Genomic DNA, 25770 nt, shown 5'->3' with positions numbered 1-25770 from the left:
ACATCACGACCTCCCCTCTCGTTGGATCCGAACCTCGGCATCGGCGTAGGCGGCCAGGGTCGATTCGCCGAGAGTGCGTGTCGCCGGGAAGAATTCGATGTGCAGACCCTGCGCGTGCAGTAGGTCGTCGGTCCAGACCTCGCGAATGCGCGGGTCGACACCGCTGAGGTAGAGGCGGCCGCCGAGCGCGTCCAGCCGGCGGGCGTAGTCGCCGACCACGTGCAGGAAGGTCGCGCTCACGCTCGTGCGCCCGCGCAGTCGCAGGATGACCACCGGGTCGTGCGCGTCGTCGGGGTCGGGCAGCTTCGCCTGCAGCGTGCGCGCGCCCGCGTAGAACAGGCTGCCGTAGACATCGAGGATCACGATCTCCTTGTCGGACAACGTGGTCGGTGCTCGGGCCTCGATGAGATGGTCACCGTCGACCCGCAACCGCACCACCTTCAAGTCGATGGCCTCCTGGTTCAGCTGCAGCAGCAGCGACAAGCCGACCCCCACACCGACCGCCGCCGTCACAGGCAACAGCAGGGTGGCGAAGAAGGTCACCAGCAGCGCGGTCCGTGAGATCGCGCCGCTGCTCCAGATGGCGACGAGGCGGTCCGGATCGATCGAACGCGCGGCGGCGACCATCAGAATCGCGGCCAGCGTGGGCAGCGGCACCCTGCCCACGACCCCGGCGAGCGCGACCAGGATCACCAGAATCCAGAGCCCCGACCACATTCCGCCCCAGCGGCCACGCGCTCCCGAGGACTGATTGATGGCCGTCTGTCCCACCGAACCACCGACCGGCATTCCGCGGAACAACCCGGCGAAGACATTGCCGATGCCCTGGGCGGTGAAATCACGATCGACCGAGCTGCGCGCACCGCCGGGGTTGGGCGCCGACTCCGCCACCCCGGCGCCCTGAACCAGCACGATCAGCGTCACCGCCAGTGCCCCGGCGACCATGGACAGCGACAGCGTGCTCGGGTCCGGCAGGTGCGGCAGGGGAATCCCGGTAGGAATCTCGCCTGTGTCAGCGACCGTGCCGACAGTGCTCCAGCCGAAAACGAGCACGACGATCATCGGCACGAGCAAGGCGAACAGGGCGGCGACCGTGCGCAACCGCGTGGGCGCCAGCCCGACGAGCAGGATCATCGCGAGCAGTCCGACCACGGCGGCCCGCCAGTCGAAGTCCAGCGGATGCAGCACCACGTGCAACGCCTTCTCCACCGCGATCGACCCCCCGCACCGGCGCCCCGAGCAGACTCGGCAACTGACCGAACAGGATGTTGGCCGAGATGCCGAGCAGGAATCCGGTCATCACCGAATGCGAGACGAACCGGGTGTACTTGCCCAGCCGCAAGATCGCGGCGACGATCATCATCGCGCCCGCGACCAGCGTCAACATCACGATGGCGCCCGAGCGCTGATCCGGTGCGACATCGGTCAGGGTCGATCCCACCGCCAACGCGGACGCGCTCGTCGTGGTGATCACCATCAGCTGCGTGCTCGTGCCGAACCCGCCGAAGAATCGCCCGGCCATGCTCGCGTACAGCCCGTGCACCGGGCTCACCCCCGCGAGTACGCCCGCCGCCATGCCGTCCGGCACCCCGCCGATCGCGCCCGGAATCCCCGCGACGACATCGGCTTTCGACATCCGCTCGGTCGCGAACCAGCCCCGCACCCGCCGCACGACCTCACTCAACGCCTCCACCGCCGCACCGTCGGCATCGCGCCCATCGCAGCTCCTTCGACGGCGGACCGGTGGATCAGGGTGTGACGATCGCGAAATCCGGGTCGGGGGCGTCGAGGTAGCCGACCAGTTCGGCCAGCTCGCTCGGGTCACCCTCGACGGTGACCCGACCGTCGCCGATCATCGTCGCCAGATCCTGGCCGCCGAGCAGTGCCGCGCGCAGGTCCGCTTCGGTGAGCGCGAACGTCGTCCGGGCGGGTGGGAGGTCGCCCTCGACGTCGAAGTGCACGAGCAGTCCGTTGCGCAGTTCGGTGCGGTGCACCGTGCCGGAATCGGTGATCCGCCAGTCGATGACGATCCTCGCGTCCCACGCGCGCGGGCCGTCGATGCGCAGCGCGATCGCGTCGAACACCTGCTCCACGGAGAGGGCGGCGGAAATGTCGGCCGAGGATGTCGCCAGCGGAGTACCGACGTTGCCGTTGCGCAATTCGTAGGCGCCCATCAGGAAGAAGTTGCGCCAGGTGCCGTTCTCCGCGCCGAAGCCGAGCTGTTCGAGCGTGTCGGCCTGCAGCGCTTTCGCCTCGGCATTGCCGGGGTCGGCGAAGATGACGTAGTTCAGCACCTGGGCGACCCAGCGGAAGTCGCCCTCGGCGTAGGACTTTCGTGCCTTGGCGATCGCGTCGCCGGCACCGCCCATGAATTCGACATGGCGTCGGGCGCTCGCGACCGGCGGATGCTGCCACAGCGTGGCGGGATTGCCGTCGAACCAGCCCATGTAGCGCTGATAGATCGCTTTGACGTTGTGGCTCACCGAGCCGTAATAACCGTGGGTCGACCACGAGTTCACGACAGCCGGTGGCAAGGGCAGTTCCTCGGCGATCTCGATGCCGGTGGAGCCCTTGTTCAATGCCCGCAATGTCTGGTCGTGCAGGTAGCCGTAGAGATCGCGCTGTAGCGACAGGAACTCGGTCAGCCGGTCCGTTCCCCAGGTCGGCCAGTGATGTGAGGCGAACACGACATCGGTGCGGGCGGCGTAGCGGTTGATCGCCTGCGTGAGATATTTCGCCCATACGTGCGGATCGCGAACCAGCGCACCGCGCAAGGTCAGCAGATTGTGCAGGGTGTGGGTGGCGTTCTCGGCCATGCACAGCGCCCGCCGGTCGGGGAAGTAGAAGTTCATCTCCGATGGCGCCTCGGTGCCCGGCGTCATCTGGAATTCGATGCTCACCCCGTCCACCGTCACGGTCTGCCCGGTGTGGTCGATGTAGACCGTCGGCGAGATCAAAGTCGGGGTGCCGAGCGAATTGGTCGGCCCGAGGCCGGCACCGACCGCTCCCTTCGGCCCACGGGGAAGCGCGGCGCCGTACATGTAGGCCGCGCGGCGCGCCATCGCGGTGCCCGCGTACACGTTCTCCTCGACCGCGTGTTCGGTGAAACCGACCGGCGCGATGATCGGGCAACGCCCCGCCGCGACCTCTGCTTCGGTGGTCACCCCCTTCACACCGCCGAAATGGTCGATATGGGAATGCGAGTAGATCACCCCGGCCACCGGGCGGTCACCACGATGCTCGCGGTACAGCGCGAGCCCGGCGGCGGCGGTCTCCTCCGAGATCAGGGGATCGATCACGATCACGCCGGTGTCACCTTCGACCAGCGTCATATTGGACAGATCGAATCCGCGGATCTGGAAGATGCCGTCGGTGACCTCGTACAGGCCTTGCTTCACACACAGTTGCGACTGCCGCCACAGACTCGGATTCACGGTGGGCGGGCACTCGCCGTCGAGGAACGAGTAGGCGTCGATGTCCCACACCACCTTGCCCGCGGCGTTGTGCACCACCCCGGGTGTCAGCGCCGCGACGAAGCCGCGCTCGGCATCGGCGAAATCCTGTGTGTCGCCGAACGGTAGCGCGCGCAATAACGTCTCGTTGTTGGCTTCGATGCTGGCCGAGACACCCTGCTGACTGGTCATCGAATCCTGTTCCTCTCTGTGGCGACGCCGGATTACGTAGTCGTTCGCGGATTTCAGGCGAGGGCCTTGGCCTTGAGCTGCTGGAATTCCGCCTCGGTGATGGCTCCGGCGTCGAGCAATTTCTTCCCGTCGGCGATCTGGGCGGCGGAATTGGTGCCCGCGGCCTGCCTGATGTAATCGTCGGTCTCCGTGCGCGCCTGCTTCTGCGCTTCGGCGGTCCGCTCCGCCATGCCGCTACCGCGGAAGATCAGATACACCAGTCCGGTGAGCAGCGGGAACAGGATCAAACACACCACCCACACCGCTTTCACCCAGCCCGAGGTCGACCGATCCCGGAAAAGATCGGTGAGCAGGTAGAACATCAACATCAGGTAGGCGACAAAGCAGAAGCTCACAATGATGACCCAGAGAACGTCCCACACCGACGACATGATTCGACCTCACTTCTGTGATGCGTGACTACCGGCCGGTGGTCACGGTTCCATCCGTGCCGCCATCGTGGCGGAGCACACCGGCCGCACACATCATCCGAATCGGGTGAATCCGTCCGAGCGGCCGCTCGACTTCACCCGGAGCGGGGGATGCCTGTCCCGCCCCACGGCCCTACCGTCGGATCCATGACGATCACCTCGCAACCCGTCCGGCGCGGCCTCGCGGCGGGCATCACCATGCTCGCGGTGATCATGCTCCTGGTGGCGGGCACACTGAGCATTCTGCGCGGCATAGCCGACGTCACCACAGACGAGATGTTCCTGATCCCGAGCGAATACAGCTACCAGCTCGACGTCAGCGGCTGGGGCTGGATCCACCTGGCGCTGGGTGTGCTCCTCGTAGCCGTCGCCGTCGGGATGATTCTGACCGCGACCTGGGCCCGCATCGCCGCCTACTGCCTGGCCGCCCTCTCGATCATCGCCAATTTCCTGTCCCTGCCGTACTGCCCGTGGTGGTCGGTGATCCTCATCGGCATCGACCTCGTCGTCATCTGGGCGATCTCCACCTGGAACCCCCGGCCGGGTCTGAGCGTGCAGGTCGCCCCCGTGCCCGCGATGGTCACTTCTTCGTAGCGGTGATCTGGGTCAACACGCAGTGCCATCGGCCGTCGGTGTGGAGGAACGCGTCGGTGGTCCATTCGTCGGCGTCGAATCGTGTCCCTTGGTAGTGGGCGGTATTGGTGACCCGGGTCGTGAGCAGGGCGAGTTCGCCGTGGTATCGGATTCTGGGCTCACCGGCGCGTGCCATCGCCGAGTGCGTGAGGTCGCCCGAGCGGACGAAGGCCAGGAACTGTTCGGCGGTGGTGATGCCGTTCTCGGAGACCATGATCCACTCGTCGGCCATGTAGGAACCGATCCGGTCCGCGTCGTTGGCGACGATCGCCACCTGCCACTCGTCGAGAACGGCCAGGAGTTGCTCATCGATCGCACGATCGGGGGACGTTCGTGTTGTTGCCATGCGGCAACGCTAAGGCTGAGCGCTGTCGGCAGTCTTGGACGAATGGAACGCGCCGCCACCGCCCTGACCCGCGATGCGGCTACGGTGTCACGACCGCGAAGTTCGGGTCGGGAGTATCCAGGAGGCCGAACAGTCGCTGAAGGACGCCGGGGTCGCCGGTGTGGTCGATCCCGGCCAAGCCCTTGCCCGCGAGGATGCCGAGTAGTTGTGGCTTAGTCAGCGTGACAGTGAGGTCGATATCGGCCTTGGACCGCGGGTCGGGCGTCTGGATGAGCACACCGTTGGACAGGGTCAGGCGCACGACGGAGTCCTGGTCGGTGAAATGCCACTCGATCCGAAACGAATCCTTCGCCGCGCGTGGACCGTTCACCCGGATCGCGATCGAGTCGAACAGCTGATCCACCGACAGTGCCGCCGCCATCCCACCGCCGAGGTCGAGCGCGGTCCGCTGGATTCCGTGCCGCAATTCGTTGTCGCCGGTGAGGTAGAAGCAGCGCCAGGTGGCGTTCTCCGCACCGAAGCCCAGCTGTCGATAGGTCTGGGCGAGTGCGTCTTTCGCGGCCTTGTTGTCCGGTTCGGCGAACACGGCGTGGGTGAGCAGTTCGGCGGCGAAGCGCAGATCACCGGAGTCGGCGTAGGCACGTCCCTTCTCGATCACCGCGTCGATGCCGCCGATGGTCTCGACGTAGCGGACCGCTTTCGCCGTCCGCGGGTGCTCCCACAGCGAGGTCGGGTGCCCGTCGAACCACCCCAGATAGCGCTGGTACACCGCCTTGACGTTGTGGCTCACCGAGCCGTAATAGCCACGGGCGCTCCACGCGTCGGCCAGGTTCGGCGACAACTCGAACTGTTCGGCGATCTCCGGGCCGTTGAGTCCCTCGTTCATCATCCGCAGTGTCTGGTCGTGCAGGTACATGTACAGGTCGCGCTGCACCGACAGGAATCCCACGATGTTCTCGGCACCCCAGGTGGGCCAGTGGTGCGAGGCGAACGCCACATCGGCGTCGACGGCGAACATCTCGATCGCCTCGTCGATGTAGCGCGACCAGGTCCGCGGATCACGTACCTGGGCGCCGCGCAGGGTCAGCAGGTTGTGCAGATTGTGGGTCGCGTTCTCGGCGAGGCAGAGGGCGCGGTGGCGGGGAAAATAGAAGTTCATCTCCGCGGGCGCTTCGGTGCCCGGCGTCATCTGGAAGACGATCGGGACGCCGTCGACGGTCTCCTGCTGGCCGGTGTGGGTGATGTCGACGGTGGGCGGGATCAGGCCGAAGGTGCCATGGGAGGCCTCGATACCCAGCCCGGTGCTGCACTGGCCTTCGGGTCCTGGCGTCATCCCGATGCCGTACATGTAGGTGCCGCGCCGCGTCATCGCGACGCCCGCGTAGACGTTTTCCGACACGGCCTCCGCCATGAAACCGGCGGGCGCGAGAATCGGCACGTCACCGCGACCGTCGGGCAGTACGCCGTCGACACCGCCGAAGTGGTCGCCGTGGGAGTGGGTGTAGATGACGCCGGTGACGGGCCGGTCGCCGCGCTCCTCGCGATACAACGCCAACCCGGCCGCCGCGCACTCGGCCGAGATGAGCGGATCGATCACGATGATGCCCGTATCGCCCTCGACGATCGTCATATTGGAGATGTCGAAACCACGGATCTGATAGATGCCGTCCACGACCTCGAACAGCCCGTTCTTCACACAGAGCTGGGCCTGCCGGAACAGACTCGGGCTGACCGTTTCCGGACACGGCCCGTCGAGGAACCCGTACCCACTGGTGTCGAAAACGACCGTGCCGTCGGCCTTGGCGATCCGCATAAGCGTCAGGGTCTTGATGAACCCGCGATCGGCATTCTCGAAATCGGTGCGAACGTCGTAGTTCAATGCCATCGCGAATCAGCTCCTCAGCTCGGTCGACCCGTCCACCCGATGCTCGGTGTCCGCGGTACACACCGCCTCACCCGCCGCGGGTGAATTGGGCCGGTCGGGCGGCATCGCGCCGCAGAATCCGGCTGCTGAGAAGCTGGGCTGGTCAGCTGCGGGTCTTCCCGGCTTGCGAGAAGTTCCGCAGCTGACCGGCACCGCTACAGGTTGACGCCGAAATCGCGGGCGATGCCTTCCAGGCCGGAGGCGTAACCCTGGCCGGTGGCGCGGAACTTCCACTCGGCGCCGTTGCGGTACAGCTCGCCGAAGACCATGGCGGTTTCGGTGGACGCGTCCTCGGAGAGGTCGTAGCGCGCCAGCTCCTCGCCGTTGCTGCGGTCGAGGACGCGGATGTAGGCGTTGCGTACCTGGCCGAAGGACTGGTTGCGGGTGGCGGCGTCATAGATCGATACCGGGAACACGATGGAGTCGATCGTGGCCGGGGTGTTGGCCAGGTCGACGTTGATCGTCTCGTCGTCACCGTCGCCGGCGCCGGTGGTGTTGTCGCCCGCGTGCTCGATCGCGCCCTCGGGCGACTTCAGGTTGTTGAAGAAGACGAAGTGCCCGCTCGACACCACCTTCTTGTCGGCGCCGAGGCCGATGGCGCTGGCGTCGAGGTCGAAGTCCGTGCCGGTGGTGGTCCGCAGATCCCAGCCGAGGCCGACCGCGACGGCCGTGAGGTTCGGCGCCGCCTTGGTCAGTGAGACATTGCCACCCTTGGACAGGCTGACACCCATATCGAATCTCCCCTTGATCATCGCGGCACGAAGCGCGCCGACGCCCACACCCTAGCGTTCGACTCTGAACGTTTGCTGTGATCAATCCTGTTCGGCCGCACCCGTTTCCACGGGCAGGCGATCTGCGCCCCAGCTGCGGCGCAGATAGCCGATCACCCGGTCGAGTTCGGCGCGCTCGACGGCGGCCAGTTCGCCCGGCTCCAGCGGATCGAAATGGAAGATGTAGAGGCGCGAGGCGAATTGCTCGAAGGGCAGCGACGCTTCGCCGAAACGCTCACCGTGCCCGGCTGTTCCGACGACCACCCCGTCGCCCCAGTCCTGGCCGCTGTCGTTGTTCGGGTTGTAGAAGTACACCCGCATCACATCCTGCGGGTCGAGGCTGACGCGCAGCACGGTGATCGCGTGCCAGCCGACGAAGCGGGCCGCGCTGTCGGTGACGGCGATACCGGCGGGCTGCGGGTGGATCACCGGCTGGTTGCCGTTGTAGAAGGGGTGATAGCCGGCGTAGAAGTGGCGCAGGAATTCGTCGAGGTCGGTCAGCAGGCCGGTGGCCACGTCGACATTGATCCGGAAGCCGCGTCCGGACCACCAGCCGTGGAACTCCGGGTTGATCCAGCGGTGCGGATCGCCGTCGCGGCCGACACAGCGGCGTCCCATCTCCGCGTAGATCCGGTCCAGGTGCGGGACCACCAGCAGCGAAACCGGGTCCAGATCGAGTTGCAGCGCAGTCGATTCCGTGTCACCGGTCTCCCGCGAGGAAATCGGCTGACCCTCGAAGTGCATGACGATCTCGTCGTCTCGGGCGGCCCACACCAGTGTCTGCAGCAGATAGTCGGGGTCGTTGTAGGCCCACATCGACAGTGCCCGCGCCGATTGGCAGGTGGGGTTGTCGCCCTGCCCGATTCCCAGCGGCAGGCCGAGCACCGACAGCATCCCGGACAGCAACCACGCCCGCGGATCGGGTGTCGGCCCGAACACCCGGGTCAGCCGCGTGCGCGAATGCGGTGAAAGCCGCAGTGCCAGTTGGCGCCACAGCGCGGGCGCCACCGGCGGCTGATAGAGGATGCCGCGTTCGAGCAACAAGGTCAGGCCGTACACGCACTGCGCCGTTTCGACGTGAACGGCCTGCTCGATGAGACTGTGGACGAGTTCGTGATAGCAGAGCAGGCTGTCGCGGCCGGTGCTGGACAGGCCCATCGCCTCGCCGAGCAGATACTCACCCTTGGTGAGCAGAAAGCGCAGCAGCACAGCGTGATACGGCGAGACCAGCCCGGTGTCGTGCATGGACCGCGCGAATCCCGTTGCCTCGTACTGCAACGCACTGTCGTCCATCGATTCCAGCCGCGTGCGATAGATCTCGACCCCGGGGTCTTCCCTGCACCCCTCGGTGGTTCCGTAGAGACTGCTGATCAGCCGGTCCGCGCCGAGACCGCTGGCGCCGAGATCCACCTCGGGATTCGCACGGGCGACAGCGATCTGGGTGATCATCCGCTTGACCCCGTCGACCTGGATGGGCCGCTGGCGCAGGATCCGCCAGATCTCGTCGACCAGGTTCTCCAGCACTTTCTCGTACCCGACCTCGGCGACGAGGTAGTGCAGCAGCTCACGCGAGACCTGCGCCATCCGCCCCTGCTGTTCCCGCTCGGCCTCGGTGGCCGGGGAGAACAGCAGCGACAGATTCACCGCGAGTACCTGCGAGAGATGATCGTCGGCCTGTTCGGCCGAGATCAGCGCGTGCCGGTACTCGCCCTTGGCGACCGCGAGCAACCGCAGGTCACTCACCGCCTCCAACACCACCGTGTCGGCGTTGGCGCTGCGCAACGAGCCGGTGCTCAGCGCCGGGATGAGGATCTGCGGCTGCGCCCAATCCGTGCCGAGGAAAAGGCCCGCGGTCTCCAGCTTTTCGGCGCGTTCACGCACCGCCGCGCACCCGCCGGGCAGCAACAGCACCCGCCGCAGCGAGTCCATCGCCCTGGGCAGTTTGACCTGCTTGCCGAAATCGCCCGCGTCCGCGAGGGACTGCGTGGCGTGGTCCACCGCGGCCAGGCGCCGGTCCAAGCTCGCCGGGTCGTGACCGTCCGGACTCAATCGCCGATCCCTTCGCACACCGCTGCCCCTGGCAACGGATCAAATATAGAAGTCGAGCTCTTCTTGTCGCTTCAACAGATCCCGCAGAGTGTACGGGTCCTCACCGAAGAAATAGAGCAGACCCCAGTGATTACCGAATGCGGTTCGTTTGGTGACCTTTTCGGCCTGCGGCGCGGTGAGCTCGTGTGTGTCGAAGTAATCGTGATCCTCGGTCTCGGGCGGCACCGACAGCCGGCTGACCACACGCCGACGCGGATACACGCCGAAGCATCCCGCGTGGCCGGTGGCATCCACCACTTCCCTCGGGAAGAACGCGTCGATCTCCTCGTCGGTGGTTTTCGGGTCGAACGCCAGCACCAGCGCGTGGTAGGCATTGAAACCGTAGGTCCGCTCCAGCAGCTCGAACACCTTGAAACCCGGCGGCCGGTAGGCGACCTCGCCGAAATACATTTCCCCGTCGCTGGTGACGAAGTACTCGGGATGGATGAAGCCGAACTCGATATCGAAGGTCTTGATCAGCTTTTCGACCTGCCGGGTGATCTCGGGCCGGTACTTCTCGAGTTCCGGCGTCGCCGGCACGAACACCGAGTATCCGAGCGTCACGTACTCCGAGATGTTCAGGAAGCAGATACGGCCGTTGTGCACCCAGGCCTCGACCGCGAATTCCCAGCCGTCCAGGTGCGATTCCATCAGCATCGGGAACTCGTCGTCGGGGATGAAGTCCACCTCGTCGGGGGTCCGGATGATCCGGTGGCCGAGACAGCCTGCCTTGTCGAACGCCTTGAGGTGAATCGGATCGTTGGGGTCGCCGTCGAGTTTCAGCAGGGTTTGATTGACGCGCTTCAGGAACCGGATCACGTCATCGCGTTCGTGCGCCTCTTCGAAAATCCCGACCCGGATGCCGCCGAGCTGTGCGCGCCGCTTCATCAGCGACTTGTCGCGCAGGAGCATCGACTGCCCGAGCAGACGGGGATTGTCGAGCAGGACGGAGTTGATCGCACCCGCCCATTCCACCGTCTCCTCGAAGATCGGAATGGCGACATCGACCCCCTTTTCCTTCAGGGTCTCGGCGATCTCCATCGAACGATCGTTGAGCCGCTCGAAATCCCAGGGGATATAGGGAATGTTGTGCTCTGCGCAATAATCTTGCGCCCATTCGGGCGCGACGACAATATATCGGCGATCGAACCGATCAACCGCCTCGACCGCGTTCAAACTCCAGCCGAGTAGGGCTACATAACCTTTGTTCGGGTTTCGAATTTTCGATTCGTCAGCTGAAATCGACAAACCTTATCCCTTCTCGAACTCCACAGCCCGGAAGGCTGCTATTTCCGTGGGGTACCCGGCGCTTGCGCGATCAACCATGACGAAGCTGTGACCGAGGGGCTTGTGACCGGGTGCGACCAGCACTCATCGCGCGGCGGGACTACGCTCAGGCAATGCCCGGTCCCGAGACCTTTCCGCCGCCACGCAACGGTGTCGGCCTCGCGTCGCTGGTGCTCGGCATCGTCGCCTGTGCGGTCTCGTTCATTCCCGTCGTCAGCGAGTTCGTCGCCGCCCCAGCCGGTATCGGGGCGGTGGTCGCCGCGTTCATCGGCTGGGATCGGATCGAGAACGGTGTGGCCACCAACCGCGCCGACACCATCGCGGGCGGCATCCTCGGCGCGATCGCACTGGCGGTCACCGCCCTCGTCTACCTCGCGACCCACTCCGGCTGACGAGCGGATTCCCGTCGCCATGCACGTGGCGAGCGAAGTCCGTAGCCTGAAAATCGTGATTACTCTGAAGAAGGAAGACGGCGCGGCCGATCTCGCCGGTATCACCAAAATGAGCGTGGGGGTGAGCTGGGATCCGTCGGCGGGTTCCAGCGGCGGAATTCTCGGAATGGCCCGGCGCAAGCGCGGTGTCGACCTCGACCTGATCGCCGTGCTGTTCCAGGGCGCTGAGCCGGTGCGATTCGCCGGCCTGGATTCGCTCGACCCGCTCGGCAACGGATCGGTGTTGCACACCGGTGACGAGCAGACCGGTGCGGCCGCGGGCGACGACGAGACCGTGCACGTCACGTTCGGCACTGTTCCCCCTGCCATCGACTCCATCGTTTTCGTCGCCGTCGCGTTCAAGAAGGGCAGTTCCTTCGAGAAGGCGAACAACGTCTCGTTCAAGATCTACGACGCCACCGGTGGCGATACCCAGCCCGTCGCCGATATCTGGCCGTCACTGCTCGGCGCGGAGAACGCCAACGCGATCGCGCGGACCTTCCGCAACGGTCCGGTGTGGCAGCTGGAGGTCCTCGACCGCAAGGGCAAGATCAAGCAGGGCGATCGCCAGGCGTTGCTGCGCTTCGCGATCGGCTGATATCGCGGCGGCAGAGCCCGGCGCGCGGTGCGCCGAGCTCCGCCGAGGCGCGGGGAACGGACCTCGCACTTTCGCACATCTGCGACATCAGCGAAGTTCGTCAAGTCCACGCGATTTCGGTGTTCCCTGAATAGTTGCTGCGCTACGGTTTTCCGCATGGACGACATCGAGTTGGATTTGCCGAGCGTCGCTACTTCCCACAACGCCGGACGAATTCTGGAAATCGGCGCGGTCGGTCTGCGCAACCCTCTTCCCGTCGACGGAGAACAGACCCACGCCTACGTGTGCTGCGTCGACGGCACCACCCTGCAGCTCCCGGATTCGCTGCAGAACTGGGCCATGCAAACCCTCGCCGCGAACTTCGACCTACGCGCCACCGGCCTACCCTCACTGTTTCCCTGCCGCTTCGAATTCGGCATCCGCGACGGCGCGGCCTACGCGGTACCGGTGACCCAGCGGTCGCTGCGCGAGAAGGCGAACGCGTGACAACCTGAGCAGCGCCTATCGTTACCCACGTGGACGAGGGACTCACCTACACCCCGGCGGGCGCGACCAGCCCCGCCGACGATCTGTGGACCGGCGAGTTTCCCGGATTCCGCCGGTTCGACACCACGGTGGTGATCGGCCACGGCGAGCCGGTGTGGACCGCCGCGTCCGAAGCTGTGCTGCGATGGGGCATCAAGCGCCGCAGCGGTTTCCGCGTTGCCCCCGAGGTCACGGCGTCGACCGGCGCGGAGTACCGGATCAGCGCGGGATGGGGGCCCGTCTCCGTCCACGAGCCGGTTCGCGTAGTAGCGGTGGTCGATACCGAGAGCCGGTGTGGCTTCGCCTACGGCACCCTGCCCGGTCATCCGGTCAGCGGCGAGGAAGCCTTCGTCGTGCACCGCGATTCGACCGGCGCGGTCTCGCTCACCCTGCGTTCACTGACGAGACCGGCACCGGCCGGAGTATGGCGCTTGCTGTTTCCGGTACTTCTTGTCGCACAACGCTTCTACCGTCGCCGGTATCTGCGCGCGCTGGTGGACTAGGCGATCGGCGGCAGGTGAACGACCTGCCCCGCGTATGCCAGACCGGCGCCGAAACCGAGGAGCAGCGCGGTGTCGCCGGGTTCGGCGGCGCCGGAGCGCACCAGTTGTTCCATGGCCATCGGAATGGAGGCGGCGCTGGTGTTACCGGTTTCGATGATGTCGCGCGCGACGGCGACCGTCTCGGGCAGGCCGAGGGTGCGGACCAGCGCGTCGGTGATGCGAATATTTGCCTGGTGCGGGACGAACGCGTCGAGGTCGTCGGCCGTGAGGCCCGCGAGGTCGAGCGCGTCACGACACGCCTTCTCCAGAAACGTGACAGCCCAGCGGAAGACCTCGGTACCGTTCATCCGGATGTAGGGACGTTGCGAAGTGCCGCCGCTGGCCTCCGCCGCGGCGACTTCGGCGAAATACTCCAGAAAGTCCTTGTCCTGCTTGATCGCCGAGGTGCGCGCGCCATCCGACCCCCAGGCGACCGGACCGATCCCCTCCTGTTCGGCCGGGCCGACGACGACCGCGCCGGCACCGTCGGCGAAGATGAACGCACACCCGCGGTCGGTGGTGTCGAGCAGATCCGACAGCCGTTCCACCCCGATCACCAGCACCTGCCGCGCCTGACCCGAGCGCACCAGATTCGCCGCATCGGCCAACGCGTAACAGAAGCCCGCGCAGCCCGCGGAAATGTCGAAGGCGGCGGTGTCGTGCATGCCGAGTTCGGTCGCCACCACCGCGCCCGCCGACGGACCGAGCACCATCTGCGACGACGTCGCCAGCACCACCGCGTCGATCTGCTCGGCGCTCACCCCGGCCGCCGTGAGCGCGTCGCGAGCGGCCGCGACACTCATCGAGACGATCGTCTCGTCCGGTTCGGCCCAGTGCCGGGCAGCGATCCCCGAACGAGTCTTGATCCACTCGTCCGACGAATCGATCGCGTCGACGATCTCGGCGTTGGGCACGACACGGCGCGGGCGGTACACGCCGAGGCCGAGAATTCCCGCGTGGGTGACCGGAACCGCGGTGGCAATGGGGGTGGGCATGGCATCCTCTCCATATGAACCGATCGGTTCACGTAGGAATAGGTCTAACATGAACCGATCGGTTCAATCAAGGGGTAGGAGAAGATCGGATGGCCGCCGGACCACGCGCCCGACTCATCGAGCACACGATCAGCACCGTCCAGGAACACGGTGTGCACGCGTCGTCCCTCAGCGAACTACTCGAGCGCAGCAGAACGTCGCGCAACTCGCTGTACCAGCACTTCCCCTCCGGCAAGGGCGAATTGGTGCAGACGGCGGCACGGATCGTGGCCCGCCTGGTGTACTCCCACGTGAGTGCGATGGCCGACGCGCTCCAGACCGCGCCGTCGGCCCAGCAGTGGCTCACCGATCTGCTCGCCTTCTGGCGCGTTCCACTGGAAAAGTCCGACTACACCGCGGGCTCGTTCATGATGGCGGCCGCTCTCGACGAACTCGACCCCGCCGTCCAGTCCATCGCGGGCCAGGCGTTCGCCGAATGGACCGCCCGGCTCGCCGACGGGATCGTCGCCACCGGAATCGAGCGCGCGACCGCGGTGTCGCTGGCCGGGTTCCTGCTCACCACCATCGAGGGCACGATCGTGCACAGCCGCGCGCTCAAGTCCTCACACCCGTTCGACCAGGCGGTCACTCAGCTGACGATCTTGTTCAAGGTGCACCTGTCCGAGCGTTGACCGGGCTCACGAGATGGCGTGTGCCGCATCGAGTTCGGTGCGCAGGGTGGCGATGATCCGGCGACGGGCCGCCGCGCCTTCGCGGCTGGGCGTCAGCGGGTAGACGTGCACGAGTCCGGGTTCTTCCTGATAGTCCAGGTCGACGCCCGCCGCGCGCGCCTTCGCCGCCAGCAGGCGGGCATCGGGGTTCAGGATGTCGTCGGTGCCGGTGAACACGGTGATCGGGCCCAGCCCGCCGAAGTCGCCGAACAGGGGACTGACCAGGGGGTCCTTCATCGAGAGTTCGCCGCTCCACATCCTGCCGAACACCAGGCCACCGTCGCGACCCAGCCACGGGTCGCGCAGCAGAACCGCGTCGATCTCGGGGTTCTCCAGGGTCAGGTCGAGGGCTGGCGAGATCAGCAGCGTACGGGGAACGGTATGGCCCGCGTCGCGCAGGTGCAGCGCGGTGGACAGCGCGATCTGACCGCCCGCGGAGTCGCCGGCGAGGAAGGTCGGGCCGTAGCGCTCGCCGGCCGCGGTGACCAGTTCGGCGAAGCGGGGAATCACCTCGGCCGCGGTGCCGAACGGAATCAGCGGATAGATCGGGACCGTCACGACGAGATGGGTCCGGGCGGCGATCCTGGCCGCGAGCTGCCAATGTTGCGAAGCGATTTCGCCCACCCAGCCGCCGCCGTGCGCGTACACGAGGCCGCCGCGGGAAATCCCGTCCGACGGGGTCAGGGTGTAGATCGGCCAGCCACGGTCGTGCTCCACCGAAACCTCGACACCGCGGAGTTTGCGCGGCGGACCGTAGGCGAGCGGCCGCAGACCGCGCTCACGCACATGCGCCGCGGCCAGCTCGGCATCGACGTAATTCCGGTTGCGCCGGGTGACCCGCAGGAATCCCGGAATCACGAACCGACTCATCACACCGGGCACCGCGACCTCCACTCGACAACGAGACCGGTGCGGTCCAAGCGCTCGGGCCGAGCGTCACCGGTGCCAGCCAAGCTACTCCGTGCCGGCCTCAGCCGAGGGGCTGCTCGGTGACATCGGTGCGCAAGCTGGTGCCGTTGAGGTCCAGATAGAGCACACCCTCGGTGACCGAGAGGGTGGCGGTATTTCGGCGGTCGACCAGCCCCGCGGCCTCATCGATGAACGCGCGATCGAAACTGACCAGCGGAATCTGCGCGGCGTTGTGAATCTTCTTGCCCGCGTACTGGGCGAGCACCTTCGCCGGATCGCGGTGGGTGTAGACCACAGCCCGACCGGCGAGTTTGCTCCCACGATGAATACGGTCCGCGTCGGGGGCGCCGACCTCGATCCACGCGGTCGTCCGGCCGGTCATATCCCGAACCTGCACCGCGGGCTCATCGGTGGCCGAAATCCCACCCTCGCTGAACACGATCCCCTCCTCGTACTGCAAGCAGTACGCGAGGATCCGCGTGACCATGTATTCCAGGGTCTCCGACGGATGCCGTGCCACCCGCAACTCGAGATCCTCGTACACCCCCCGGTCCACATCGGCGAGCTGAACGGCGAAGTTGTGCAGTGTTGCGCTGAGTGCCATAGGAAGTTCGACCCTACCGGGCCGCGACGTCGACCACTCTCGCGCACCCGGTTGCACTTACCGGTCCGGACCGCCAGCATCACTACATGAGAATCACTCACGTTTCGACTCTGGCCGCCGTCGTCCTCGCACTCGGCCCGGCAACCGCCGCGGCAGCACCGAACGCGGCCGACTCACCCCGTCAGGCCATTGCCCGCGCCTACCTCGATGCCCTGGTTTCCCACGACGCGAGCGCGGTCCCCTTCGCCCCCGACGCCACCCGCGTCGAGGTCGGCCTGCAAACCGGCTACTCGGGCCCGCAACTGAAGGCCGATCTGGAGAACGGCCTCCAATACCGCGTGATCCAAGGCATTCGCGACCTCACCATGTCCGAATCCGGCGACACGGTCACCACCCACTATCTCCTCGATACCGGGGTAGCCGACATCCGCCTGACCACCGTGGAGATCACCGAGACCTTCGTCATCCCGGTGGACTCCATCCAAACGATCGAGGCCACGATCACGCCGGTGCTGTAATCGATCTCGCGGCCCAGTGTGCTGTCCCGCGCTCACTGGTCCGCATCCAGCAAGGCCCGTGGGGCGGCCTGGCGCCAGGAGTCGGTGACGATGGCTTCCAGTTCCTCGCGATCGTCGAGTGACGCCAGGCGGACGCGGACCCAGGCATTACCGGACTCGTGCGAGGCGATCCAGAACTTGCCGGGTTCGGCGAGGACCAGTTCGTCGCGGTCGAGGATCGGGCAGCGGACCGCCATCGAGGTCTCGTCCTCGGGAAGGGTGAGGAACAGCTTGCCCGCGACCCTGAAAATCGGCATGCCCCAGGCGAATTGCTCTGTCGTCTGCGGTAGCGACAGGACGCAGGCGCGGACATCGTCCCCGGTGACATTCATGATCTACATCCTGACAGCACACACCGACACCGACCGGATCACCGATCCGCTGCCGTCGGAGCCCTAGTCGACGACCCCGATGGTGGTCACCGACTTCCGGGCACGCGAGGCGCTGATCCGGCGGCCGATCACACCGTGGCGGGGGGCGAAGAGGTAGACGAAGGTGAAGGCGATGCCCTGCGTCACCACCACCATGCCGCCGGCGGCCGTGTCGAGGTGGTAGCTGATGTAGAGGCCGGTGACCGCGCACAGCACCGAGATGGTGGGAGCGATGACGAGCATCCGGGAGAAGCGGTCGGTCAGGAGATAGGCGGTGGCGCCGGGGATGATCAGCATGGCCACCACCAGGACCACGCCGACCGCTTGCAGCGCTACCACGGAGGTCAGGGCCAGCAGGGCCAGCAGGGCGGTGCCGAGGACGCGGGGGTTGAGGCCGATGGCGTGGGCGTGGGTGGCGTCGAAGGCGTAGAGGGTGAAATCGCGGCGTTTGAGGACCAAGGCGACCAGGACGATCGCGGCCAGGATCATGATCTGGATCATCTCGCCGCGGCTCACGCCGAGCAGGTTGCCGAAGACGATGTGGTTCAGGTCGGTCTGGCTCGGCGTCACCGACACCAGCACCAAACCGAACGCGAACAAGGTGGTGAACACGATGCCGATGGCGGCGTCCTCCTTCACCCGGCTCGTATCGCGGACCACGCCGATCAGCGCGACCGCGAGGAACCCGAAGATCACCGCGCCGACGGCGAACGGCCAGCCGACGATGTAGGCCAGCACCACTCCGGGCAGCACCGCGTGTGACACCGCGTCACCCATCAGCGACCAGCCGATCAGCACCAACCAGCACGACAGCACCGCACACACCACCGCGGCCGTGACCGTGGTGGCCAGCGCGCGCACCATGAATTCGTAGCGCAGCGGGTCGATGAAGAATTCCTCGAGGCTCATCGGTCTCCGTCCACATCCAGGCCGAAGGCCTTGGCCAGGTTCTCCGGTCGCAACACCACATCGGGGTCGCCGTGCTCGAGCACCCGGCGGTTCAACAGCACTGCCTCGTCGGCCAATTGGGGCAACGCGTGCAGGTCGTGGGTGGACACCAGGATGGTGGCCCCATCGGCGGCGAGCTCACGCAACAGCGCGGTGATGGTCGCCTCGGAGCGCTTGTCGACACCGGCGAACGGCTCGTCGAGCAGCAGGATCGTGGCCTCCTGGGCGATGCCGCGAGCCACGAACGTGCGCTTCTTCTGACCACCCGACAGCTGCCCGATCTGCCGGTCGGCGAGCTCGGTGAGCTCGACGCGGGCCAGCGCGGCGTCGACGGCAGCACGGTCGGCCTTGCTCGCCCGGCGGGTGAACCCCATTTTCCCGTAGCGCCCGGTCATCACCACATCGCGCACCGACAGCGGGAAACTCCAGTCCACGTCCTCGGACTGCGGCACATACCCGAGGCTGCCCGCTTTGCGCGCGGCCGCCGGGGGGCGGCCATTGATCAGTACCCGGCCGCGATCGGGCGTGACCAGTCCCATCACGGTCTTGAACAGCGTCGATTTGCCCGAGCCGTTCATGCCGATCAGCCCGCACACCCGGCCCGATTTCAGGGTCAGCTCGACAGTGTCGAGGGCGAGCACATCACCGTAATGGACTGTCACGTCCTGGATTTCGACGACGGGCGCGGTCATTTCGAGGCTCCGGCGAGTGCGGTCGCGATGGTCTTCGCGTCGTGGCGGATCAGGTCCAGGTAGGTCGGGACCGGCCCATCGGCTTCGGAGAGCGAATCGACATAGAGCACGCCGCCGAACCGTGAACCGGACGCCTCGACCACCCGTTGCATCGGCGCGTCGGAGACCGTCGATTCACAGAACACGGCGGGCACGCCGCGCTGGCGGACGAAGTCGATGGTCGAGCCGATCTGCTGCGGAGTGGCCTGCTGTTCGGCGTTGACCGGCCAGATGTATTTCTCGGTCAGCCCCGCGTCGCGGGCCAGGTAGGAGAACGCGCCCTCGCAGGTGACCAGGGCCCGCTGGTCGGCGGGCAGGGTGTTCACCGCGGCGACGAGATCGTCGCGCACGGCGCCGAGCTGCGCTTTGTAGGCGTCGCCGTTGGCACGGTAGGCGTCGGCGTGTTCGGGGTCGAGATCGGTGAACGCGCGGACCATGTTGTCGACGTAGATCTGTGCGTTCACCGGCGACATCCAGGCGTGCGGATTGGGCTTGCCCCGGTAGGCGTCCTCGCTGATGTCCATCGGCGCCACCCCCTCGCTGACCACGGCGTGCGGCACCTCGAGATCGGCGACGAACTGGCTGAACCAGGCCTCGAGGTTCAGCCCGTTGTCCAGGATCAGATCAGCCTTCGCGGCCTTCTTGATATCGCCCGGCGTCGGCTCGTACCCATGGATCTCCGCCCCCACCTTCGTAATCGATTCGACCCGCAGGTGCTCGCCCGCCACATTCCGCGCCATGTCGGCGAGCACGGTGAAGGTGGTGAGAACTACCTTCTTCCCGTCGTCATCGGAGGTGATCCCACCGCAGGCAGTGAGCGCGAACGCCAGGACACTCAGAACACATGCCGCAAGTACCCGGCGTCGCACCGGCGAACGGTAGAACCCAACCCTCATTCCAGAATTATATTGTTCGGGTAGCCGAACTTTCAAGTTCTGGCCTTGAAACAGTCGCGAGGACGGCTCAGGATGCCCAGGGCGGGGCGAAAGTAGAGCCGTCGGGGAGCTCTGCCGCGAAGCCGACCCGCACGGTCACCAACAGCGTGGCGACCTCGCCGGCCGAGTTCGTGAGGGCGATCAGCGAACCGGCGGGCGCGACCGCCGCGTCACCGGGTTTCATCGGCGCTGATTCGCCGTCGATCGTCATGGTCACCTCGCCCGACAGCAGCACGAAGGCCTCCTCACCCAGGATGCGATGGGGCACGCCCACCGAATCGGCCCGAACCTCGGTCTGCCAGACACACAGTTCGGCACTGCCGGTGCCGGGTCGGACGAGGGACGTGAAGCGGGCGTTGTGCACCTCGTGCACCTGCGCGTCCGCGGAACGGATCACTGGCATTCGAAACCTCCATACGGTCAAGCAACTTGTCTATATGGTCAAGTAGATTGACTATCGTGTCAAGTGCCAGAATGACTGTCGTGCCCGCGAACGCAGACCTGCCCCTCCTCCTGCTCGCGGCAGCGGCCGAGATAACCCAGGCGGTGCACGCCAGGGTCGCGGCGGCGGGGTTCACCGACATCCGGCCGACGCACGGCTTCGCGTTCGCGCGTATGGCACCCGACGGCGCGACAGTCGGGGAGATCGCCGACCACCTCGGCGTCACCAAACAGGCGGCCAGCCAGTTGGTCGACGAGCTGGTCACCAAGGGCTACGCCGATCGCAATCCACACCCGCGCGATGCGCGCGCCCGCCTGATCACCCTCACCGAGCGCGGCTGGGCGTGCACACGAGCCGCCGAAGCCGCGCTGGCCGAGTTCACCCAGAACTGGTCGAACACTCTCGGCGCGAGCACTCTCGCCCAGGTCAGCAAGGCACTGGGTCGCGTGGTCACCCCGGGCCGAGTCCGCCCGAGCTGGTGAACCGGCACCGCCGCCGTAACCAAATGTTGCGAATCGACGATTTGCATATCGGGTACCCAATAATTCGAAGAACTGCATTTTCAAAACCTGCGCGGTGACACGACGAGCGGCATACTCTCGGATCGAGCGGTGACGCGCCACCGCAGCACCCGGTCCGACGGTCCGGGTAGCGCACTCGTCACGTCACCGTTCATCTCGATCCCGGAGGGTCAATGTCAGCCCTGGTCACCGTTCCTACTATCGACACCGTCACTCGGCACAAGTACGAGCGGCTGCAGTACACCGGTTCGGCCGGCGTGGTCGCCTCGCTCGAGGACGCCCGCCTCGTCGATCGCTGGCGCGCTCAGTACCCCGGCTGGGACGGCGAGCACTGGGCATTCGACGCGGGCACCGACAGCCCGGGGCGACTGCGCCCGATCAACGTCGCGACGCGCAACAACTGATCAGCGCGGGAACAAACGGCTGATCAGCGCAGTGCGCACCGGCTGATCAGGCGGCACCCGCGGCGGCGGCCCGATCGACGATCCGTGGGAACGGGCTCGCCGCTTCCAGCTGGTAGGCCAGGTCGAGCAGCGTCCGCTCGTCACCACGGCCCGCGGCGAGCTGGATCGATCCGGGCAGACCGCTCGGCAGCAGACCGTGCGGCAGTGAAATGCCCGGCCCCCCACCGACATTGTTGAGCGGGGTGAAGCCCACGTAGTCGACAAGTTTGGTGAACAGCGCGTCGAAGGGCTGACCGGGCGCGAGTTCCCCGATGCGCGGGGCGGGATGCGAGAGCACCGGGGTGAGCAGCACGTCTACCGCGGCGAAATGCCGGTCGTAGGCCGCGACTCCCCCGCGCAACCGCCACGTCGACGCGGCCACCCCGAGCGGATTGCGCTTGGCCAGCCTGATCAGACCGGTGGTGAACGGGTCCAGCTTGCGCGAATCGAAGTACCCGCGGTGCCCCAGCCGGAACGACAGCGCCATCGCCGCGGCCATCACCGCCCAGTACTGCTTGAAGTCCTCCACGAAGCGCGGATCCACGTCCAGACGCATCTCGACGATCTCGTGGCCGAGGCCCTCGAGCACTGTCGCCGCGGACGCCAGGACGACGCCGTTGTCGGCGTGCACCGGACGGCCGAGGACATCAGCGGTGATCAGGCCGATCCGCAGGCGTCGCGCGCTCGGCCCCTCGACCAGCCCCACCGGTGCCAGCGCCGAATTCGCGCCGAATCGTTCGACGGCGGCCAGGTAGTGCGCGGTGTCGCGGACCGAGCGAGTGACCACGCCCTCGGAGACCAGGTGCACCGGCAGTTTGCGGGCGCCCGGCTGATCGAGCAGGCGGTTGCGGGTGGTTTTCAGGCCGACGAGTCCGTTGGCCGCCGCGGGAATCCGGATCGAGCCGCCACCGTCGTTGGCATGTGCGATGGGCACCACCCCGGCCGCCACCAGCGCCGCCGAACCACCCGAGGAGGCGCCCGCCGAGTACTCCGGATTCCACGGATTACGGGTCGGCGCGCGATCGGTGAATTCGGTACTCGCGGTGAGCCCGAATTCCGGCAGCGTCGACTTACCGAGCACGATCACGCCCGAATGCAGGAACTGCGCGCCGGGACCGCTGGTCACCGTGGCCGGACGGGGCGTGAACGCCGCCGAGCCGTGGCAGCTGGGCAGCCCCGCGATGTCGGTGTTGTCTTTCACGAAGGCGGGCACACCGGCGAACACGCCCGCGGTCTCGGGCGCCGACGCCGCGCGATCGAAACACGTCATCTGCACCGCGTCCAGACTCGGATCGACCCGCCGGGTCCTGGCGATCGCGGCCTCGAGTACCTCCGACCGGCTCACCTCCCCCGCGCGCAACGCCGCGGCGACACCGACCGCGTCGTGCGTGCCGAGGGCGTCATCGGTGAATCCATGGACCGCAGAGCTCATGGCCGCAGCGTATCGCCGCCGACGGCCATTCGCAGCAGTAACGACCTACCTCCGCCGCGACGCTGGCGAAGCGACGACAGACACGGCACTATCGAGATCGTGGATCTCTTGGGAATCAGACAAACCACCCGAGCATCGGGCGCTGCCTCGTGACCGTGCTGGCTCCCGGCGAGAACCGGCCCGCGCCCGGCGATCAGTTGACTGTCACCGTGGCGAGTTCGGCATCGGTCGACGTGTCGGCCCTGCTGGTGAATACCGCGGGCACAGTGCGCTCCGACGCCGACTTCGTGTTCTTCAATCAGCCGACCGGGCCGGGTGTGGTGTACCGGCACGGCAACGGTGGCCCCGACGTGGTGGGTGTGCAGACCTCGGCGTTGCCCGCCGATGTGGACAAGGTGGTGGTCACCGCCAGCCTCGACGGTCGTGGACCCGCGACGTTCGCCGCCGTCGGCACCTTGACCACCACCATCGAATCCGGTTCCACCGCACTGACTTTCCCGATCCCCGGCCTCACCACCGAGAGCGGTGTGGTGTGCGTGGAGATCTATCGCCGCAACGGCGCGTGGAAGGTTCGCGCGATCGGCCAGGGCTACGACGACGGGCTCGCCGGTATCGCCTCTGCCTACGGGGTGAACCTCGACGACGACCCCGAACCCGCTCCCCCACCGGTCGCACCGGCCTCCCCACCACCTGTCTACCGACAGCCCAGCCAACCCGCTCAACAGCCGATGTATGCATCTCAGCAAGGAGCCCAGCCCGTGCACAGCGACCTGTTCGACCCCTCGCATGCCGAGGTCAACGGCCTCGGTATCCAGAAGCAGGGCGGCAAGATGGTGAAGGTCGGCATGAACGGGGAGGTGATGGCGCGGGCCGGGTCCATGGTGGCCTACCAGGGTGACCTGAAGTTCGAGGCGCTCGGCTCCGGCGGCATCGGCCGCGCCATCCGCCAGCATCTCACCGGCGAAGGCGTGCCGCTGATGAAGGTGACCGGCCGCGGCGACCTGTTCCTGGCCAACAGCGCCGCCGACGTGCACATCATCGACCTCGACGGTACCGACGGACTCACCATCAACGGCGCCAACGTCCTCGCCTTCGACTCCACGCTGCGCTACGACATCGGCCGCGTCCAGGGCGCCGCGGGCTACGCCTCCAACGCGGGCCTGTTCAACTGCGTCTTCACCGGTCGCGGCCGCATCGCCATCACCACTCACGGCTCCCCGGTCGTCCTCACTGTCGACCAGGCCACCTTCGCCGACCCCAACGCCGCGGTGGCGTGGTCGTCCAGTCTGCAGACCGGCATCAAGCGCAACGACTCCTTCGGCCTCGGCCGCCTGATGGGCCGCAGCACCGGCGAGGCCAGCACCCTCGCCTTCTCCGGCCGCGGCTTCGTCATCGTCCAGCCTTCCGAACTTCCCCCGGGCGGCCTCATCGGCGGCACCGGCGGCGGCCAGCAGGCGGGCACCGGCGGCGGTCTCTTCGGCTGACCCGAATACGACAAAGGCCGATACCCGCACAGTCTCGGGTATCGGCCTTTGTCGTGCTTCTAGTTCGCACGCTCCTTGCGGGCCTGGCGGCGGGCCTCACGCATATCGTTGAGTTCCTGTTCCAGGCTCTCCGCGATGCGGAACTGGCCGGTGTCGTAGATGCTGGTCGGCTCGATCGCCTCGTACCCGAAATTGGCTTCGGCGAACGCCTTTTCGACCCGGGCCTCGATGTCGGAGATGGCGCTCTTGCGGGCGGCGGGAACCGAATCGGTGGCCGGCTCCGGCTTGGCCGGTTCCTTGGCGGGCTCCGGTGCCACGACGGGCGCGGAGACGGACTTCTTGGCGGTGGCCTTGTCCGCGGAGGACGGCTTGCCGATGCCGAAGCGCTTGCGCTTCTCCGGCGAGCGGCCGTTGCCGTTGGCGACCGGCTCGGTGGGGGTCCAGGCGGGTTCGCGGGTGATCGGCGTCGTCGCGGCCGTTTCGGTGGCGGCGAGCGCCTCGGCGCGAGCCGAGCTCGTCATCGGCGGGGTGTAGGTGAGGCGGATACCCTCGGTGGCCTGGCGGCCGAGGATGTTGTCGGCGGGGTCGGGCAGGTCCCTGACCTGGCTGGTCGCGCGAGTGATGGCCAAGCCGTACCTGGCGCTGACCGCGTCGTGGATCAGTAGCGCGACACCGATCATCACCGGCGCGACCGCGTGCACCGCGACGTCGTACCACCGGCCTTCCCGCACATAGGGATAGGTGTTGAGGGTGACGGTGAGCCCCAGCAGCGCGAGCTCGGCGAGCGCGACCTGGCGGCGGTTGTCGATCACGCCCCACTCGGCCACCTTGTTCGTGCCGACCATGATGATGATCAGACACACGCTGATCATCGCTTCGAGCAGATAGCTGAACCAGAACAGCGGATCGCTGGGCCCACCGGGCGCGATGTTCTGCTGCACGTTCACCGCGGACCACAGCATGCCCGCGCCGACCACACCGGCCAGTGCCTTCAGCGACCACGACCGGTGCCGGTACAACGAAGCGAGCTTCGCGTGCGGGCTCGATTCGCGACGCTGGGACGCCATCGCCTTCCTGGCGAGCAGCAGATCTCGCATGTCGGCCTTCTCGATCGCTTCGGTGGTCTGTCGGCTACGGTCCGATGCGGATGCCATCGCCTGGGTGTGCTTCCAGCGCTGCTCGCGATCCTGTTCGCGGATGCGCTCGGCGAGTTCGCGTTCGGCGCGCAGCTCGTCTTCGGAGAGCGCGTCGGTGAGTGCCGGATCGAATTGGTAAGCCAGACGCCCACGGGCACGTTCGACTCGCTGGGCGAGCTGGCTGACGTCGTCCTCGAGACCGGTTTCGATCGTCATGCCAGACCACCGCCCCGGGCGCGCGAAGGCAGGCAGGTGACCACAGGTGTGAACGGCACGGACCATTCTTACAGCATG

The 25770-nt window shown here is 66.7% G+C and carries 28 protein-coding genes and 1 pseudogene; 10 read left to right on the top strand and 19 right to left on the bottom strand.

Translation table 11 applies throughout. The features are described from left to right. Nucleotides 1-3: 3 nt before the first annotated feature. The 4 genes and pseudogenes from ACFWFP_RS25435 to ACFWFP_RS25420 form a co-directional block, all read right to left on the bottom strand. Nucleotides 4-1191 carry a SulP family inorganic anion transporter gene (locus ACFWFP_RS25435; RefSeq protein WP_379299003.1) on the bottom strand — a complete coding sequence of 396 codons (1188 nt, stop codon included), beginning with the start codon at nt 1189-1191 and terminating at the stop codon, nt 4-6. Between the two features lie 97 nt (nt 1192-1288). Beyond that, nucleotides 1289-1576: pseudogene (locus tag ACFWFP_RS25430) on the bottom strand (SulP family inorganic anion transporter); the annotation flags it as partial. Between the two features lie 172 nt (nt 1577-1748). Beyond that, complete coding sequence (locus tag ACFWFP_RS25425; RefSeq protein WP_379299001.1) at nt 1749-3644, bottom strand: alkyl/aryl-sulfatase; 1896 nt, start codon at nt 3642-3644, stop codon at nt 1749-1751. A 53-nt stretch (nt 3645-3697) separates the two neighbouring features. Beyond that, nucleotides 3698-4075: an SHOCT domain-containing protein gene (locus tag ACFWFP_RS25420; protein ID WP_379298999.1), complete on the bottom strand. Its 378-nt coding sequence runs from the start codon at nt 4073-4075 to the stop codon at nt 3698-3700. A 186-nt stretch (nt 4076-4261) separates the two neighbouring features. Here ACFWFP_RS25420 and ACFWFP_RS25415 point away from each other — a divergent pair, with 186 nt between their 5' ends. Further along, nucleotides 4262-4708, top strand: a complete 447-nt coding sequence (locus ACFWFP_RS25415) for a hypothetical protein (RefSeq protein ID WP_379298997.1) — start codon at nt 4262-4264, stop codon at nt 4706-4708. Here the strand turns inward: ACFWFP_RS25415 and ACFWFP_RS25410 are convergent. The 5 genes from ACFWFP_RS25410 to ACFWFP_RS25390 form a co-directional block, all read right to left on the bottom strand. Next, nucleotides 4695-5093, bottom strand: coding sequence for a nuclear transport factor 2 family protein (locus ACFWFP_RS25410; protein ID WP_379298995.1), 399 nt, complete (start codon nt 5091-5093; stop codon nt 4695-4697). The genes ACFWFP_RS25415 and ACFWFP_RS25410 overlap by 14 nt on opposite strands. Nucleotides 5094-5172: 79 nt before the next feature. Further along, complete coding sequence (locus ACFWFP_RS25405; RefSeq protein WP_379298993.1) at nt 5173-6978, bottom strand: alkyl/aryl-sulfatase; 1806 nt, start codon at nt 6976-6978, stop codon at nt 5173-5175. Between the two features lie 194 nt (nt 6979-7172). Next, nucleotides 7173-7748 carry a TerD family protein gene (locus tag ACFWFP_RS25400; RefSeq protein ID WP_067457219.1) on the bottom strand — a complete coding sequence of 192 codons (576 nt, stop codon included), beginning with the start codon at nt 7746-7748 and terminating at the stop codon, nt 7173-7175. Nucleotides 7749-7829: 81 nt separating this feature from the next. Then, entirely contained in the window at nt 7830-9836 is a 2007-nt protein-coding gene (locus ACFWFP_RS25395; protein WP_379298991.1) for a hypothetical protein, read from the bottom strand. 39 nt (nt 9837-9875) lie between these two features. Further along, complete coding sequence (locus ACFWFP_RS25390) at nt 9876-10916, bottom strand: acetyl-CoA carboxylase biotin carboxylase subunit family protein (protein ID WP_379298990.1); 1041 nt, start codon at nt 10914-10916, stop codon at nt 9876-9878. Nucleotides 10917-11275: 359 nt separating this feature from the next. Here ACFWFP_RS25390 and ACFWFP_RS25385 point away from each other — a divergent pair, with 359 nt between their 5' ends. The 4 genes from ACFWFP_RS25385 to ACFWFP_RS25370 all read left to right on the top strand — a co-directional run bounded on the left by ACFWFP_RS25385 (nt 11276) and on the right by ACFWFP_RS25370 (nt 13219). After that, entirely contained in the window at nt 11276-11554 is a 279-nt protein-coding gene (locus ACFWFP_RS25385; RefSeq protein WP_379298989.1) for a hypothetical protein, read from the top strand. Between the two features lie 55 nt (nt 11555-11609). Beyond that, nucleotides 11610-12191, top strand: a complete 582-nt coding sequence (locus tag ACFWFP_RS25380) for a TerD family protein (RefSeq protein WP_379298987.1) — start codon at nt 11610-11612, stop codon at nt 12189-12191. 156 nt (nt 12192-12347) lie between these two features. Next, a complete protein-coding gene (locus ACFWFP_RS25375; RefSeq protein WP_378639262.1) occupies nt 12348-12677 on the top strand; it encodes a hypothetical protein in 330 nt (109 codons plus the stop codon). Between the two features lie 29 nt (nt 12678-12706). Further along, nucleotides 12707-13219, top strand: a complete 513-nt coding sequence (locus ACFWFP_RS25370) for a DUF1990 family protein (RefSeq protein ID WP_379298985.1) — start codon at nt 12707-12709, stop codon at nt 13217-13219. Here the strand turns inward: ACFWFP_RS25370 and ACFWFP_RS25365 are convergent. After that, nucleotides 13216-14253 (bottom strand): beta-ketoacyl-ACP synthase III, encoded by a 1038-nt coding sequence (locus ACFWFP_RS25365; protein WP_379298983.1) that lies wholly within the window; start codon nt 14251-14253, stop codon nt 13216-13218. The genes ACFWFP_RS25370 and ACFWFP_RS25365 overlap by 4 nt on opposite strands. Before the next feature lie 89 nt (nt 14254-14342). On the opposite strand from ACFWFP_RS25365, the gene ACFWFP_RS25360 reads away from it, so the two are divergent. Further along, a complete protein-coding gene (locus tag ACFWFP_RS25360; protein WP_379298981.1) occupies nt 14343-14924 on the top strand; it encodes a TetR/AcrR family transcriptional regulator in 582 nt (193 codons plus the stop codon). A gap of 6 nt (nt 14925-14930) precedes the next feature. On the opposite strand, the gene ACFWFP_RS25355 is transcribed toward ACFWFP_RS25360, so the two are convergent. Together ACFWFP_RS25355 and ACFWFP_RS25350 are read right to left on the bottom strand one after the other, a co-directional pair. Continuing rightward, the gene (locus tag ACFWFP_RS25355) at nt 14931-15833 is read right to left on the bottom strand and encodes an alpha/beta hydrolase fold domain-containing protein (protein WP_379298979.1); all 903 of its coding nucleotides are present in this window, start codon (nt 15831-15833) and stop codon (nt 14931-14933) included. Between the two features lie 100 nt (nt 15834-15933). Further along, nucleotides 15934-16476 carry a YaeQ family protein gene (locus tag ACFWFP_RS25350; RefSeq protein ID WP_379298977.1) on the bottom strand — a complete coding sequence of 181 codons (543 nt, stop codon included), beginning with the start codon at nt 16474-16476 and terminating at the stop codon, nt 15934-15936. Between the two features lie 86 nt (nt 16477-16562). Between ACFWFP_RS25350 and ACFWFP_RS25345 the strand changes: the two genes are divergently transcribed. Then, entirely contained in the window at nt 16563-16994 is a 432-nt protein-coding gene (locus ACFWFP_RS25345) for a hypothetical protein (protein WP_379298975.1), read from the top strand. Between the two features lie 32 nt (nt 16995-17026). Here ACFWFP_RS25345 and ACFWFP_RS25340 read toward each other — a convergent pair whose 3' ends face one another. The 5 genes from ACFWFP_RS25340 to ACFWFP_RS25320 form a co-directional block, all read right to left on the bottom strand. Beyond that, a complete protein-coding gene (locus ACFWFP_RS25340) occupies nt 17027-17365 on the bottom strand; it encodes an MmcQ/YjbR family DNA-binding protein (RefSeq protein WP_379298973.1) in 339 nt (112 codons plus the stop codon). 63 nt (nt 17366-17428) lie between these two features. After that, a complete protein-coding gene (locus tag ACFWFP_RS25335) occupies nt 17429-18313 on the bottom strand; it encodes a metal ABC transporter permease (protein WP_379298971.1) in 885 nt (294 codons plus the stop codon). After that, nucleotides 18310-19044: a metal ABC transporter ATP-binding protein gene (locus ACFWFP_RS25330; protein WP_379298969.1), complete on the bottom strand. Its 735-nt coding sequence runs from the start codon at nt 19042-19044 to the stop codon at nt 18310-18312. Before ACFWFP_RS25330 ends, ACFWFP_RS25335 begins: the two co-directional genes overlap by 4 nt. Continuing rightward, the gene (locus ACFWFP_RS25325; protein WP_379298967.1) at nt 19041-19979 is read right to left on the bottom strand and encodes a metal ABC transporter substrate-binding protein; all 939 of its coding nucleotides are present in this window, start codon (nt 19977-19979) and stop codon (nt 19041-19043) included. Before ACFWFP_RS25325 ends, ACFWFP_RS25330 begins: the two co-directional genes overlap by 4 nt. 67 nt (nt 19980-20046) lie before the next feature. Further along, entirely contained in the window at nt 20047-20421 is a 375-nt protein-coding gene (locus ACFWFP_RS25320) for a cupin domain-containing protein (protein ID WP_379298966.1), read from the bottom strand. An 80-nt stretch (nt 20422-20501) separates the two neighbouring features. On the opposite strand from ACFWFP_RS25320, the gene ACFWFP_RS25315 reads away from it, so the two are divergent. Beyond that, nucleotides 20502-20942: a MarR family winged helix-turn-helix transcriptional regulator gene (locus tag ACFWFP_RS25315; protein WP_379298964.1), complete on the top strand. Its 441-nt coding sequence runs from the start codon at nt 20502-20504 to the stop codon at nt 20940-20942. Between the two features lie 212 nt (nt 20943-21154). Further along, complete coding sequence (locus tag ACFWFP_RS25310) at nt 21155-21385, top strand: hypothetical protein (RefSeq protein WP_379298962.1); 231 nt, start codon at nt 21155-21157, stop codon at nt 21383-21385. A 46-nt stretch (nt 21386-21431) separates the two neighbouring features. Here ACFWFP_RS25310 and ACFWFP_RS25305 read toward each other — a convergent pair whose 3' ends face one another. Then, entirely contained in the window at nt 21432-22856 is a 1425-nt protein-coding gene (locus ACFWFP_RS25305; RefSeq protein ID WP_379298960.1) for an amidase, read from the bottom strand. A 149-nt stretch (nt 22857-23005) separates the two neighbouring features. Between ACFWFP_RS25305 and ACFWFP_RS25300 the strand changes: the two genes are divergently transcribed. Beyond that, nucleotides 23006-24340 (top strand): AIM24 family protein, encoded by a 1335-nt coding sequence (locus tag ACFWFP_RS25300; protein ID WP_379298958.1) that lies wholly within the window; start codon nt 23006-23008, stop codon nt 24338-24340. A 59-nt stretch (nt 24341-24399) separates the two neighbouring features. Here ACFWFP_RS25300 and ACFWFP_RS25295 read toward each other — a convergent pair whose 3' ends face one another. Continuing rightward, on the bottom strand, nt 24400-25692 hold the full coding sequence (locus ACFWFP_RS25295) for a hypothetical protein (protein WP_379298956.1): 1293 nt from the start codon (nt 25690-25692) through the stop codon (nt 24400-24402). Between the last annotated feature and the right edge of the window lie 78 nt (nt 25693-25770).

The sequence above is a fragment of the Nocardia sp. NPDC060249 genome, assembly GCF_042728755.1.
In the GTDB taxonomy this organism is placed as follows: domain Bacteria; phylum Actinomycetota; class Actinomycetes; order Mycobacteriales; family Mycobacteriaceae; genus Nocardia.
This window is presented reverse-complemented; position numbering and strand designations above follow the sequence as displayed.

Coding starts and splice junctions, on each gene's coding strand:
- ACFWFP_RS25425 (WP_379299001.1), bottom strand. CDS start 3,644: ATGACCAGTCAGCAGGGTGTCTCGGCCAGCATCGAAGCCAACAACGAG.
- ACFWFP_RS25420 (WP_379298999.1), bottom strand. CDS start 4,075: ATGTCGTCGGTGTGGGACGTTCTCTGGGTCATCATTGTGAGCTTCTGC.
- ACFWFP_RS25415 (WP_379298997.1), top strand. CDS start 4,262: ATGACGATCACCTCGCAACCCGTCCGGCGCGGCCTCGCGGCGGGCATC.
- ACFWFP_RS25410 (WP_379298995.1), bottom strand. CDS start 5,093: ATGGCAACAACACGAACGTCCCCCGATCGTGCGATCGATGAGCAACTC.
- ACFWFP_RS25405 (WP_379298993.1), bottom strand. CDS start 6,978: ATGGCATTGAACTACGACGTTCGCACCGATTTCGAGAATGCCGATCGC.
- ACFWFP_RS25400 (WP_067457219.1), bottom strand. CDS start 7,748: ATGGGTGTCAGCCTGTCCAAGGGTGGCAATGTCTCACTGACCAAGGCG.
- ACFWFP_RS25390 (WP_379298990.1), bottom strand. CDS start 10,916: ATGGAGATCGCCGAGACCCTGAAGGAAAAGGGGGTCGATGTCGCCATT.
- ACFWFP_RS25385 (WP_379298989.1), top strand. CDS start 11,276: ATGCCCGGTCCCGAGACCTTTCCGCCGCCACGCAACGGTGTCGGCCTC.
- ACFWFP_RS25375 (WP_378639262.1), top strand. CDS start 12,348: ATGGACGACATCGAGTTGGATTTGCCGAGCGTCGCTACTTCCCACAAC.
- ACFWFP_RS25365 (WP_379298983.1), bottom strand. CDS start 14,253: ATGCCCACCCCCATTGCCACCGCGGTTCCGGTCACCCACGCGGGAATT.
- ACFWFP_RS25360 (WP_379298981.1), top strand. CDS start 14,343: ATGGCCGCCGGACCACGCGCCCGACTCATCGAGCACACGATCAGCACC.
- ACFWFP_RS25355 (WP_379298979.1), bottom strand. CDS start 15,833: ATGAGTCGGTTCGTGATTCCGGGATTCCTGCGGGTCACCCGGCGCAAC.
- ACFWFP_RS25350 (WP_379298977.1), bottom strand. CDS start 16,476: ATGGCACTCAGCGCAACACTGCACAACTTCGCCGTTCAGCTCGCCGAT.
- ACFWFP_RS25345 (WP_379298975.1), top strand. CDS start 16,563: ATGAGAATCACTCACGTTTCGACTCTGGCCGCCGTCGTCCTCGCACTC.
- ACFWFP_RS25340 (WP_379298973.1), bottom strand. CDS start 17,365: ATGAATGTCACCGGGGACGATGTCCGCGCCTGCGTCCTGTCGCTACCG.
- ACFWFP_RS25335 (WP_379298971.1), bottom strand. CDS start 18,313: ATGAGCCTCGAGGAATTCTTCATCGACCCGCTGCGCTACGAATTCATG.
- ACFWFP_RS25330 (WP_379298969.1), bottom strand. CDS start 19,044: ATGACCGCGCCCGTCGTCGAAATCCAGGACGTGACAGTCCATTACGGT.
- ACFWFP_RS25325 (WP_379298967.1), bottom strand. CDS start 19,979: ATGAGGGTTGGGTTCTACCGTTCGCCGGTGCGACGCCGGGTACTTGCG.
- ACFWFP_RS25320 (WP_379298966.1), bottom strand. CDS start 20,421: ATGCCAGTGATCCGTTCCGCGGACGCGCAGGTGCACGAGGTGCACAAC.
- ACFWFP_RS25310 (WP_379298962.1), top strand. CDS start 21,155: ATGTCAGCCCTGGTCACCGTTCCTACTATCGACACCGTCACTCGGCAC.
- ACFWFP_RS25305 (WP_379298960.1), bottom strand. CDS start 22,856: ATGAGCTCTGCGGTCCATGGATTCACCGATGACGCCCTCGGCACGCAC.
- ACFWFP_RS25295 (WP_379298956.1), bottom strand. CDS start 25,692: ATGACGATCGAAACCGGTCTCGAGGACGACGTCAGCCAGCTCGCCCAG.